Origin of the sequence: Streptomyces sp. NPDC060049 (assembly GCF_042736715.1) — a bacterium.
GTDB lineage: Bacteria > Actinomycetota > Actinomycetes > Streptomycetales > Streptomycetaceae > Streptomyces.
This window is the reverse complement of the sequence record NZ_JBHWVV010000012.1, coordinates 1-12,056: the sequence shown is the minus strand read 5'-3', so window position 1 is coordinate 12,056 and position 12,056 is coordinate 1. Positions and strand designations below refer to the sequence as shown.

Genomic DNA, 12,056 nt, shown 5'->3' with positions numbered 1-12,056 from the left:
AGCCATGAGCGCGGTGGCTCCAGGGTCGCCGGGGATGTGCACGCCTTCCGTCCTGGCGATCAGGATCCGGTCGTGGACTCGGTGTCGGGGTGAAGGTCGAAGACCTCGGCCAGGCCGACGATACGCAGGACGCGGAGCGTGTGGGCGGGAACGGCTGCGAGCGTGATGTGGGCCCCAGCGGCGATTGCGTGGTTGCGGGCGGCGATCAGGGCGCTGATGCCACTGGAATCGCAGAATTCCAGGCGGGCGAGGTCCAGGACGAGGCGCTGGCCGGGCTCGAGCCCCAGCGTGGCGGTGAGGTCGCGCAGTTCGGCGGCGGTGGCGTAGTCGAGTTCGCCACTGACCCCTAGTACCGGGCCGTTCGGGGTACTTCGGACGGTGATGTCCAGCGGGCTCATTTCGGGTTCCCGGTCGTAGGAGCGGCGGTGGGGGCGCCGAGTGCGAGGAGGGCGGTGTCGTCGTCGAGGCCGTCGCCGAAATCGTCCAGCAGGCCGGTCAGGGCCTCCATGAGGGCGTCGGGAGGCCCGCCGGCGTGGCCGGCGGTGAAGTCGCGCAGGGCCTCGTCCCCGTACAGGTCGGTGCGGCTCTCGCCGGTGCGTGCCTCGGTGAGGCCGTCTGTGTACAGCAGGAGGGTGTCGCCGGGGGTGAGGACGGTGGCGGCGCTGGTGAAGGGCGCGTCGGGCAGGATGCCGACGAGGAGCCCGCCGGGAGTGGGCAGGAAGTCGGCGGTGCCATCGGCGCGCAGGACGAGGGCCGGCGGGTGGCCGCCCGAGGCCAGGCGGACAGTGACCTGACCGGTGTCCGGGTGGGGTTCGAGGGTGCCGAAGACGGCGGTGCAGTAGCGGGGGTCGCCGGCGCTGTAGCGCTCGTGAAGGATCTTGTTGAGAGTGGACAGGGCGGCGACGGGGTCGGGGTCGTGGAGGGCGGCGGCCCGCAGGGTGTAGCGGGTCAACGAGGTGACGGCGGCGGCCTGCGGGCCCTTGCCGCAGACGTCGCCGAGGAAGAAGGCGAAGCGTTTGCCGTCGACGGGGAAGACGTCGTAGAAGTCGCCGCCGAGCCGGTCGAGGGAGGCGGTGCGGTAGTGGGCGGCGATCTCCATGCCCGGAATGTCCGGAAGGGTGTCGGGCAGCAGCGATGACTGGAGCGCGGCGAGGGCGTCCTGGAGTCGTGCACGGTCCGTCTCTGCCCGGTGGCGTGCTTCTTCGGCAGCTTTCCGGGCGCGCAGGAGTTCCTCTTCGTAGGCGCGGCGGTCACGGGAGTCGAAGAGCGTGGTGCGGATCAACAGCGGATCGCCTGTTGTCCCGTACTTGACCGTGGAGGAGGCCAGCACCGGCATCCGGCCGCCGGCCTGCTTGATCTCCAGGGCGATCCCTCCGATTTCCCCCTTCATGTGCAGCAGCGGCGCGAAGTGTGTCTCGTAGTAGAGCTTGCCGCCGACGGTCAGCAGGTCGGCGAACCGCATCCGGCCCACCACGGCCTTCCCTTCCAGGCCGAGCCAGCCCAGCAGCGTGCTGTTGATCTTCGCGATGGTGCCGTCCATCAGCGTGGACAGGTACCCGCACGGCGCGCTCTCATACAGCTCCTCGGCACTGTCCTCCAGCAGCGCGGCGAACGCCGCCGCGTCCGCCGCGTCCGCCGTCTCCTTGTCGTCGTCGGCATCGTGCGGTGCGGCATCGTCCGCGTCGGCCTCATGCGGGTCGGGCAGCTGCCCGGTGCGGCACATCACCGCAGGTCCGCGAGGAAGTCGCTGATCGCCTGGTTCGTGGCTTCGGGCGCGGACAAGTGCGGGCAGTGACCGGTCGAATCGAGCGTGACCAGCGTCGAGCCGGGGATCGCCTGGTGGACGAAGGCTCCGACCTCACGCGGGGCGATGGCATCCTGGGTGCACTCCAGCACCAGCGTCGGCACGCTCACCCGCTTCAGATCGCCCCGCGAGTCCGAGAGGAACGTGGTCCGGGCGAACACGCGCGCCATGTCCGGGTCGGTTGCGCAGAAGCTGTTCGTCAGCTCTGCACCGAGCTCGGGGCGCTCCGGGTTTCCCATGATCACCGGCGCCATCGCCGCCGACCAGCCCAGGTAGTTCGACTCCAGCGAATCGAGCAGCTCGCCGATGTCCTCGGCGCTGAAGCCGCCGCGGTAGCCCTCGTCGTCGATGTAGCGGGGGGAGGGTGCGACCATCACCAGCGCCCCGATGCGCTCCGGCGCCATCTCGGCGGCCAGTACGCCGATCATCGCGCTGACCGAGTGGCCCACGAACGCGACATCGCGCAGGTCGAGCGCATCACAGATCTCGACGACGTCACGGGCATAACCGTCCAGGGAGGCGTAACGGTTCTCCGAGAAGGCGGAGAGGTCCGACCGGCCCGCGCCCACGTAGTCGAAGAGCACCACACGGTAATCCTCTGCCAGAGCGGGCACCGTCAGCCGCCACATGTTCTGATCACAGCCGAACCCGTGCGCCAGCACCACCGTCGGCCCCTGGGGATTGCCGGTCACGGTGACATTGTTCCTGCGCTCGATATCCATACCCAGCAGTCTCTCAAGCCTCGCCCATCCCCCCGACCAGCCTCAAGATCACCGCACATCCCACCCGGCGCCTTCACAGTCGAGGGCGGCAGCTACTGGCGTGAGTACCGCTAGTGCTGTGCCCTTCGGAACCGGCACGGGGCAGGACGCTCAGCTGAACAGCCAGTCATCCAAAGGACGACGCCGTTCTGCACGGCTGATGACTGCAGTCAGCGCGGCCCCCGAGCCGTAGGCGTACGCCGCTGCCCGCGAAGGCGGGTACGTTCAGCCGTACGGGGTGCGGCCCTGGCCATCAGGGCCGCGACGGGGGCCGCACCCCGACACCGCTCGCTCCCGCGACGGGGGCCCCATCTCGTCGTACTGTCCATGACCACGGGCTCCCCCGGTCTCTCAGCCGGCAGCCGCAGCCGTCCCGTCTCCGGAGCCTGAGGCGGATCGGCTTCTGCCGTGGCTCCGGAAGGCGGGCGCGGCACTCCTGGCCGAGCGGGCTCTCTCGGGCAGGACGTGTGGCCGGACGTGCAGGAGCACGACTCCTTGCAGCTCAGCGCCGTTGCCTTCGACGACAGCGACCGGAACACGTGGTGCGTCATCGCTGGGGGGTTAGCGGCTACCGCGGTGCAGCCCGTGTCTGACCCCCGCGTCGGTCGGCCCCCTGGCTTGATCCCGCGCTGCCCGCCGACCTCGCTCCCTCCAGCCGCTCCACACGCATCCCGGTTGCCGGGCGCCCCCACGCGCGTGACGATGAAGAGGGTGACCTCCGCTGTCAGCGAGGAGGACCTCATGACCACGGAGCGAAGACGTTGGGTACCGGATCGTAACCGTTGGGTACTGTTCTCCATCTCCGTGGCGCTGACAGCCGGCCTCGTAACGGCCACGGGCGACACCACGACCGCCGCGCCCGTCGGTCACCGGCCGACCGAAGTGGTGGCCGACGCCCCGTCACCGCAGCCCACGGGCATGTCGGCAGACGCCGAGCAGTACCTGACGCATGTTCTGGACCTGCTCCAGAACGGGTCGCTGGACCGGGACAGGGTCGACTGGCCGGAGGTGAGGCGTCAGGCCTTCGCCGAAGCGGCCGGTGCCAAGACCACCGCCGACACCTATGACGCGATCGACCTCGCCGTCAAATCCCTCGACAACCCCCACACCTTCTTCCTGAGGCCGGAGCAGGCCGCCGCGATGAACCCGTCCGCCGAGGCACCCGGCACCACCGGGCCGCCGCCGGTACCCCGCGGCCGGCTCGTCGGACAGAAGATCGGCTACGTTTCGCTCCCGACGACGGAGAAGATCCCGGGCTATGCCCGGGCAGGCGCACAGGTCGTCCGTACGCTCGACGCCTCCAAGCCCTGCGGGTGGATCGTCGATCTGCGCAAGGACAGCGGAGGAGCGATCTGGCCCAAGCTCGACGTCCTGGCGCCGCTGCTGGGTGACGGCCGACTCGGCGCCTTCGTGGGCGCCGACGGCAAACAGAGCACATGGGAGCTGAACAAGGGCGAGCTGTCCGTCGGCGGTGAAGTCATCCCCAAGGACTTCCCTCCGAGCGTCGAAACAGGCGAGTCGGGGATCGAGGACTACGTGACCCACAACGCCTATGTGCTGCATCGGCCCCGGCCCCCGGTCGCGGTCCTCACGGGCCCGGAGACGGCGAGTGCCGGCGAAGCCACCCTGATCGCTTTCCGCGGCCGACCGGAGAGCCGAAGCTTCGGACTGCCCACGGCCGGGCTGGCAACGGGCAACGCGACCTACCCGCTCGGCGACGGCGCGCTCCTCATCCTCACGGAAACAGCCGACCTGGACCGCACCGGGCGCCGCTACACCAACGCCCCCATCGCCCCCGACGACCGCGTGGACTTCACCGACCGCGACGTGGTCCGCGGCACCGGTGATCCCGTGGTCGACGCCGCCCGGAAGTGGCTGGAGTCACGGCCCGCCTGCCGGCCGTGACCGACACAGCGCCTCGCGGGCCACGTCGGCTGACGACCCGGCATTTCACCGCACTCCGGAGTGGACCGGTCTCCGCTGCGACTCCCTCCCGGAGCTGAGGGCGGCACGTGCCGCAGAGGGGTTCCCACCCACCCATGTCCACGACCCGCTCGGCGTGTCAACTGGCCGACGAGAGCCAACCCTTGCCGTCCCGGCGTCGAAAAACCGGGTGCGGGTCGCAGGCCCCAGACTGTTTGCTCACCTCATGAACACGACCAGACCGGTGCGTCTCCACCCTTGGGCGGACAACGACCTTTGGCTCCTCCGGCGCCGCAATACCCCGGAGATGACGACCCACCTAGGCGGCCCCGAGCCGGACAGTGCGCTCCTCGCGCGCCACCGCCGCTGGACGGCCATGAGCGCGAACGCTCCCTACGAGGGCCGGGTGTTCCGCGTGGAATCCCCGACGGGCGACTCCGTGGGTACGGTCTCCTTCACACCGAAGGAACACGACGGAGAACCGATCTTTGAAGTGGGCTGGGGCGTCCTCCCCGAATATCAACGCCAAGGTTGGGCGACGGCTTCCGTCCGAGCCCTCCTTGCCCACCTGGCCGCCCTCCCCTCGGCGCACCGCCGCCCGGGGGTTCACGCGTATCCCCGCGTGACCAACCCGGCCTCGAACGCGCTCTGCCGCGCGATGGGCTTCACCCTCCTCGCCGAAACGGTCCACGAATACCCCCCGGGCCAGCACCACTCCAGCAACAACTGGCGCTTCACCCTGCCGTTGCGCGACATCGGGAATGCGCACGACGGCGACGTTGTCAGTGGTGTCGGCGAAGCCTCGTGAAGCGCCGCCCGCCACCAGCCGCAATCAGAACCGGCTTGATCCCGCCTCTGAGACGTCGGCCGACAGCAGAGCGCTCATGAAAATATGATCCAGGGGGGCGGTGTCGACCTCCTCGTGCGGACCAGATGAAGGAGTGCTCCCATGAGGGACAGATCGTCCGAACGGCGGCGCATCCTGCAGTCACCCCCGCCTGAGCTCGTTGCGGAAGCGGGGCGAATCCGGGCGGGTCGGTTGCGGTGATCGACCCCGACCTCATCGGCGACCCCAACGGCTACGTCCCGGGGGAAGCCGTCCAGGGTGTCTGGCGGGTCGGTCAGGACGGGAAGCTGACCGGCGAGTTCGTGGAGAATCCGAGCTACGGGCCGCCCAAGGACGACTTCGCCAAGCTCACGGACTCCAAGCACTGGCTGGACTGGCTCGGTGAACAGCCCGCCGTTGCGGTGCGCGACTCCATCGCGGGGATCTTGGACGAACAGGTCCCCGGAGCGGTTCTGGACTGGATCAAGGTCCTCGACGCTCCGCGCTACCTCACCGGAGGCCGCCCCCGACCGGACGATGAGAGCCACATGATCGTCACTCGGGCCGGCATCGCCCTGTCCTTCGCGCTCTCCGTGACCAGCCCCGGACGCAAACGGGAGATCCTCCAAGGCGCGTTCTCCTGGGTCGCTGTCGGACTCGACGAGCCCGGCAAACGCAAGGACCAGGTCTGGCTCGACCTACGAGCTGATCTGGACTGGGCCGAGACGGAACTCCGCAACCGCATCTACCTCGCCGGCCACACCCCAGCCCCCGGAACCACCCCCTGAAACGACGCCCCGCGGTCACGTCCAAGCGCCGGCGCGCCTATCGGATCGGGTGCCGAGAGAGGCGCGGCCACGGCCCGTAGATCCGTCCCGGGCTCCCTCTCACGGGCACCTCCGAACGCCCACGGCGACGGCAAGGTCTCCTTCGGCGCGACGGCCGAAGTCGAGTTGGGTTCATCCACGAGCGGTCCCTCGTCGGCCCGGGCACCGAAGCGGCGTACGGCAAGCACGGCGGTCGGCGCCGGCCGGCCGTCGACGGTGACACGCTCGCGGCGTGGCCGGCGGCCGGCGCGGAGCTTCGTCTGTGGGTCTCCGGACTTGCGGAGTTCACGCCTCCGGTCATACTCGCGGTCGCCGGTCCGCCGTGATCGGATACATCGCCGCGGGAGCCCCGATGGGCTCGGTGGCGACCGACCGGCTCGATGTGCTCCTCCGTCCCGGCGGAACACCGCGCTCCGGGCGGCGCGACGCGCGAATCGGCCGACGCCGAGCAACCCACCGATCCGGCCGCGGAGCTCGTACCCGGAGCCAGCACATGCACGTCAAGTGCGCCTGCCCTCCGCCTGCAAGGCGTCCCGAGACGGCACACGCGTCAGCTTCCCGGGGCAGGAGGCATCCGGTTCAGCCGGTGAAGAGGCCGTGGCGGCCGGCGCCGCCCGCGAACCGGTCGACCCCCGCATGAGCGTCACCCAGGCGTCGTGGCACTGGACCCGGCTGCGGGGCGCCGGCGCCCGGAGGGTGCGCTGCTCCCACTCGGCTCGGGTCAGCTGCTTTCGGCGAGCTCCTCGAGGAGCTCCGTGATCGTCGTGGCGCGCTCCTACGCGAAAAGCGCAGCCGGTCGCGGGTTGCCTCGGCCGTCGTGATGCTCGTGGGCTTGTGCCGCTCAAACCCCCCGTTTGCACCGCCGGTAGAACTCGATACCTGGGGTGCGGCTCAGTCTTCGCCGTCCGCGCTGGGGCTCAGTCTTCGCCGTCCGCGCTGGACAGGGCTCGGGTGATCAGGCGGGTGGCGAATTCGGGGTCGTCGGCGATGCGGTTGATCTGCTCCGCGAGGAGGATGGCGGTGGCTTCCAGAGGATTCATCTCCTCCTCGGTCCACTCGCCGTACTGCTGGCGCCACAGGCTGGGACTCAGGCCGGTGCCCGCCGCGATGACCATCCCGGCCATGGTGGGAATGGCCTCCGGAGGGACGCTCCTCGACATCGTGCTCATCGTGGCCACCAGGTTGGGCACCACGAACTGGATGACGTCCTTGTCGTGCTCCTCGCAGGCCTTCCGCAACCACGTCATGAACATGTAGATGAGCGTGCACGTCCCGTCGAGCAGCTCGTGAGCTCCCATGGGCCCCAACGAGGCGACGAACTGCTCGGTCAGCAGCCGCTGCTCGGGGCCGGCCTCGGACTTGTCGTCGTAGATCGATTTCAGGCGGGAGTCGATCAGCATGAGCGCCGCACCCACATCGCCGGCCGGAGCGTACTGAGGTTCGCAGGACGATGACACTGAGCTCTCCTTGGCGTCGGCGGCCACACCCGCATGTCCGTACCGTAGGCCCCCGCTCAGGCCGGGGGCTGGTAAATCCAAAGGAAGGCCTGTTGTCGCAGGGCGGCACATAGCGCGGGATCGGGGTGACACATACTCCCCGGGAAGTGATGTCATACCCATCATGACAGGTCAGAGGGTGTTTTCGTAGGACGAACGGCACAGGTGGCCAGCCTTGTTCGGCCCTCTCCAAAGCACCCAGAATCTCCGTTATGAATCACTCGGGGAAAGTCGATCAGGACGACATCGTGCGGGCGCGGAACGTGCTGCTCGCGTCGGGACGCCGCACGCCGCGCGAAGAAGTCGACGCCTACCGGGTGCTCGCCCAGGTCAGCCCCGCCTCGTACCTGCCGCTCCTGAGCAGGGCGCTGCAACGTCTGAGCTACGACACGACCTCCGGCAAAAAGCATGTGGCCTGTCTCGCGCTGTGCGAGGAGGCGGTGGCAGCGGCGCGGTCAATCGATCCGGCCGAACCTGCCCGTGCGGATGTTCTGTACGAGGCCCTCAACACGTGCCAGAGAGAGCTGTACGGCGTGGGTCGACGCGCCGAAGGACTCGCCATGCGCGCCGAGATGCTCGCCATTGGCCGCGCGCGGGCCGAATCGTCCGCGGGCCACCCCGTGGCCAGAGAGCTGCGGGACTGGGCTGCGGGACTCTCCGAGGAAGGCCGGTATGCCGAGGCTGCCGATGCCATGACCGAGTTGGTCGCAGGCATCCTGCCCGACGGGCCCGGCAGCGGGGCTCTCGCCTGGTCACTCCTGGAGTGGATCGGCGCTCTCCACAACGCCGGCCGGCCCGGCGAAGCGCTCGCCGCGTTCGAGACACTCGTCAGCATGGAAGCGGCCGAAGCCGCGAGCGACCGCGGGTCGATGGCCTGCCATCTGTACTCGCTCATCGGGTACGCGCAGATGCTCGACATCCACGGCCGGGGCGAGCAGGCGGCCCTCGCGCGGCAAGAGGCACTCGCCTTGCTGAAGGAGTTGGCCGATACCGGTGAGCGTAAGACCTGGAGCGGCTATCAGGCGTCGTTCTGGGCGGTGTTGCTGTGTTTCTCCGGCGCCGAAAGCGATAGGCCTGCGCCCGTTGGACCGCGTCCGCCTACGGGGGCGGCGCCCGTGCAGTGGTCGCCCGATGTCAGGCAGCGCTACTTCGACAGCCGTCATGCCCTCCGCGAAGAGGTGGACACCCTTGCTCCGCGAGCCACCGAGGATCCCGACCAGTACCTGGCCGAACTGGTCCGCCTGCACCGCGTCCTCACCATCCGCTCCGCCGTCCACTGGGAGAACCGCACCCATCTGTTCGCGGAGCGAGTGCGCTCCCTGTTCGATGAGGGAGTGGATCTGGCCCGCCGGCTGTCCCAGCACGACCCGGCAGACGGAAGGCGAACACTGGCCGGGATCCTGATCGACCGATCGACCTTCCACACCGCCGCCCGCGAGTTCGGCCCCGCCCTCGATGACTTCCGCGAGGCCCTGAGCTACCTGGGGGAGGCCAACTGACCCGAGCCGGCCAACGTCCACCCCGGGGACCGGTGCGCGCGAGCCGCTCGCGCCAGGTTGAGGAACCCCGGCCATCGCCGCCTGCGGGGCTTACTGCCGTGGCCGGCCGCCCGACAGGTCGTCGGCGCGGAAAAGATCTTTCCCGTGCTTGTCCCGCCCGGTACGGTCGCGGAGTTGCTTTCGCTGTTGGGAGCCACGAACTGCGCGTGTGGCCCCGGTGAACCACCGACTGAGAGCAGGTTTCTGTATGGCATGTCGTATCGGTGAACTCGTGCTCGGTTGCCGCGATGCCGAACTGTTGGCGCAGTTCTGGTGCGAGGTCCTGGGCTACGTTGTGGTCGGCCGCGAGGAGGGATGCGTGGAGATCGGGACGCCGGAAGGGTTCGGGGGTCCCCAGCCTACGATCTTCTTCAGCGTCCGGGACGAGCCGGAGCCGGGGAAGTCCCGGCTGCACATCGACGTCAACCCAACCGACCGCGACCAGGACGCCGAGCTCGAACGCCTCCTGAAGCTCGGTGCACGCCGGGCCGACGTCGGCCAGACCGGGGACGAGCAGTGGCATGTCCTGGCCGACCCCGAGGGCAATGAGTTCTGCCTGCTCAAGGCCCGCATCAAGCCGCTCTGACGCTCGTCCGACGCCCTCCGGTTACGCCGCGGCCTGCGGTTCCCCCGCGGCCGCGGCATGCTCCGCCCGGACGGGCCCCAACCCCGCTTGCGCCATGCCAAGGGGCCTTGGCCTCCGCGTACTGATTCGGGCGGCGCCGACCGCCGGCTTCGTCAGCTGCCGCCCCTTGGCGCCGCGACGAGACCCAGTTCCTTCCGCGTTGCGAGAAGGAATGCCTTCTGAGCTGTCCAAAGCCTTTCGAAAGCTTCGGGAGGAAGGGCCGCCTCGGAGCACGTCGCGCGCGCGGCGGCGATCTGACGAACACTCCTGACGACGTCCGCGGCGGCGTTCAGCGTGTCTGGTGACTCCGACACGAGCCGAACAGCCGTGGAGGCCCCTTCGAGCCCTTCCTTGTAGGGTCGCCCTTCCTGGTCGAAGTAGGGCATCAGTTCGCCCGGAATCCGCGGATGCGGGACGGCAGTTATGTTGGCGGTCGACTCAAGGGCGAACGCCACGTACTGGCGGTAGGCGAGCACGAAGTCTTTGTAGGCAGCGAGACGGATGTCCCGCCACTGGCGTGCGTGGTCACGGTGCCACAGCCGGTCCTGGTTGCGGATGGACAACCACCCGCCCACGACCACACCAAGCAGCGCAACTGCTCCCGTGATCGCAGTACTCAGAAGGTTCACCTGTTCTGCCTCCCCCGACTCGGTGGACCAAGCCAGTCTCCATCACGGCGCGCTCACGAACGAGAGTGTGGAGCAGTCGATAGCGGTTGAGCGCGCGGCGCAGGAATTCACGGGCCTGGGCCGCCACTACCCAGCGGGGGCCGGGGGTGAAGACCTGGCGGAACCCGGTACAGAACAGGGCGCCGCCGGCAAGGACCGTCGTCACCCACGCCGGAGCGTGCAGCCCTGCCGCTACGACCGTCACGGAGGCACTGGTCGGCGCGCCCGGTTCTATCGCGCGGTGCGCGCGCCGCGAGGCGTCCGCGCGGCGCTGGTAGAACGCCGGCTCTCGTTCGGCCAGGGCCAGCAGCGGGTCGGGGGCCAAGGTCCAGGCGTCGGTATCCGGCGGGGGCTGTCTGCGCATGCCGAGCATCATCGTCACCGCCCGGGCCGATGTCAGCTCATTCACCGCACCGGTCAGCGCCGTTCCGGCCGGACACCCCCCTTCCGGGCCTTCGCCCTACCCGCGACGGAACAGGTCGCCGGTGTGGACCGGGCACCGTTGGGCCCAAGTTGCCGGAGCGCGCGGCACCTCGCGGCCCCAGATGAGCCACTCGCGCTCGACGGCGTCATAGATCGGCGTGTCCGTCATCCCCCGCAACACCTTCGCAGGTTCGGAGGACCCGGCCCGCTGCAGAGGGGAAACGATTTGCTCCATACCGTTCCAACGACACGGGCCGGCCGACGTGGCGGTGCGTAACCGTTCCGACACCAAGCGCGGCCTGTCGGCCCTACGCCCGACGGCCCTGCCGCTGCTCGTCATGGAGACCGCGACCTTGCCGCTGCCGGCCCGGGACGGGGCCGACCGGCCGGGTGGCGGTCGTTGGCCAGGGCGAGGACCGTCGCTCCTGATCGCGCCACCGAAGGCACGGTGAGCGGTCGGGTCCGGTCTCCGCTCAGGTTGGGCCAGCCACCCTTCCGGTCCGCGATGCCGGTGGCGCCGGGGCGCCGGGGGCGGAACCGTGAGGGTGCCGCCCTGTTCCCCGAGCAGTCCCGAACCGCGAGGCCCCTGAGCCGGCTGAGGTGAAGAGGATGGCGCGGTGGTCCTTCCGCTCCGCCGCGAGGCCGCACCCAGGACACCGGAGCCGGGGACGGACTCGGCGACTGCAGCCCCCACCGCTTTCCTTGCCATGCCGGTCTCTCAGCGTAACTGCGCGCTGGGCGACACGGACAACAAAGCTCGGCCTTTGCGAGTGCTGGCGCCAGGGCCGGCTGCTCGCGGCAGGGGCATCGCGCCGTGAAGACTGGTAGCACGCACGCGGCGCCGTCATGACCAGCCTGCTGCGCGCCACATGCGACCAGCATCCCGAGCCGGCCGAGATTTGCTGGCGCCGGACGACGCCACCGTGATCTACGACGACAGCGACTGGGCCTTCTGGGGCGACAACGCCGGTCCGATCCGCAACTGGATTGGCCGCCTCCTCGAACTGGTCCGCTCCGAACTCCACGACACGGCCCACCGGATCGGGCGGTCTCACTGGCGTCGCCGCCACCTAAAGGTTGTTGCAGAAGGGTGGGTGTGGGCAGGTCGATGTGTGGTCTGGGCTGCTCTTTCACCGAGCCATGGCGAGGTTGTGCATGGTGGCGA

10 protein-coding genes and 1 pseudogene are annotated in these 12,056 nt (G+C 69.4%); 6 read left to right on the top strand and 5 right to left on the bottom strand.

Features of this window, described 5'->3' with window-relative positions:
- Nucleotides 1-59 precede the first annotated feature (59 nt).
- Genes ACFWBY_RS22600 through ACFWBY_RS22590 form a run of 3 tightly spaced genes read right to left on the bottom strand, consistent with a single transcriptional unit; the run spans nt 60 to nt 2,526 of the window.
- Nucleotides 60-398: an STAS domain-containing protein gene (locus ACFWBY_RS22600; RefSeq protein ID WP_385334054.1), complete on the bottom strand. Its 339-nt coding sequence runs from the start codon at nt 396-398 to the stop codon at nt 60-62.
- Nucleotides 395-1,723, bottom strand: a complete 1,329-nt coding sequence (locus ACFWBY_RS22595; RefSeq protein ID WP_385334056.1) for a SpoIIE family protein phosphatase — start codon at nt 1,721-1,723, stop codon at nt 395-397. The genes ACFWBY_RS22600 and ACFWBY_RS22595 overlap by 4 nt, the downstream gene beginning before the upstream one ends.
- Nucleotides 1,723-2,526, bottom strand: a complete 804-nt coding sequence (locus ACFWBY_RS22590) for an alpha/beta fold hydrolase (RefSeq protein WP_385334059.1) — start codon at nt 2,524-2,526, stop codon at nt 1,723-1,725. Before ACFWBY_RS22590 ends, ACFWBY_RS22595 begins: the two co-directional genes overlap by 1 nt.
- Before the next feature lie 843 nt (nt 2,527-3,369).
- Between ACFWBY_RS22590 and ACFWBY_RS22585 the strand changes: the two genes are divergently transcribed.
- The 3 genes from ACFWBY_RS22585 (at nt 3,370) to ACFWBY_RS22575 (ending at nt 6,102) form a co-directional block, all read left to right on the top strand.
- Nucleotides 3,370-4,470, top strand: coding sequence for a S41 family peptidase (locus ACFWBY_RS22585; RefSeq protein WP_385334062.1), 1,101 nt, complete (start codon nt 3,370-3,372; stop codon nt 4,468-4,470).
- Between the two features lie 244 nt (nt 4,471-4,714).
- A complete protein-coding gene (locus ACFWBY_RS22580; protein ID WP_385334065.1) occupies nt 4,715-5,296 on the top strand; it encodes a GNAT family N-acetyltransferase in 582 nt (193 codons plus the stop codon).
- Between the two features lie 236 nt (nt 5,297-5,532).
- Nucleotides 5,533-6,102, top strand: a complete 570-nt coding sequence (locus ACFWBY_RS22575) for a hypothetical protein (RefSeq protein ID WP_385334068.1) — start codon at nt 5,533-5,535, stop codon at nt 6,100-6,102.
- 956 nt (nt 6,103-7,058) lie between these two features.
- On the opposite strand, the gene ACFWBY_RS22570 is transcribed toward ACFWBY_RS22575, so the two are convergent.
- Nucleotides 7,059-7,598 (bottom strand): hypothetical protein, encoded by a 540-nt coding sequence (locus tag ACFWBY_RS22570; RefSeq protein WP_385334071.1) that lies wholly within the window; start codon nt 7,596-7,598, stop codon nt 7,059-7,061.
- A 251-nt stretch (nt 7,599-7,849) separates the two neighbouring features.
- On the opposite strand from ACFWBY_RS22570, the gene ACFWBY_RS22565 reads away from it, so the two are divergent.
- Entirely contained in the window at nt 7,850-9,136 is a 1,287-nt protein-coding gene (locus tag ACFWBY_RS22565; RefSeq protein WP_385334074.1) for a hypothetical protein, read from the top strand.
- Nucleotides 9,137-9,383: 247 nt separating this feature from the next.
- Nucleotides 9,384-9,761 carry a VOC family protein gene (locus tag ACFWBY_RS22560; RefSeq protein ID WP_385334076.1) on the top strand — a complete coding sequence of 126 codons (378 nt, stop codon included), beginning with the start codon at nt 9,384-9,386 and terminating at the stop codon, nt 9,759-9,761.
- 152 nt (nt 9,762-9,913) lie between these two features.
- On the opposite strand, the gene ACFWBY_RS22555 is transcribed toward ACFWBY_RS22560, so the two are convergent.
- Entirely contained in the window at nt 9,914-10,429 is a 516-nt protein-coding gene (locus ACFWBY_RS22555) for a hypothetical protein (RefSeq protein ID WP_385334078.1), read from the bottom strand.
- A gap of 1,385 nt (nt 10,430-11,814) precedes the next feature.
- On the opposite strand from ACFWBY_RS22555, the pseudogene ACFWBY_RS22550 reads away from it, so the two are divergent.
- Nucleotides 11,815-12,056, top strand: a pseudogene (locus tag ACFWBY_RS22550) (hypothetical protein); the annotation flags it as partial.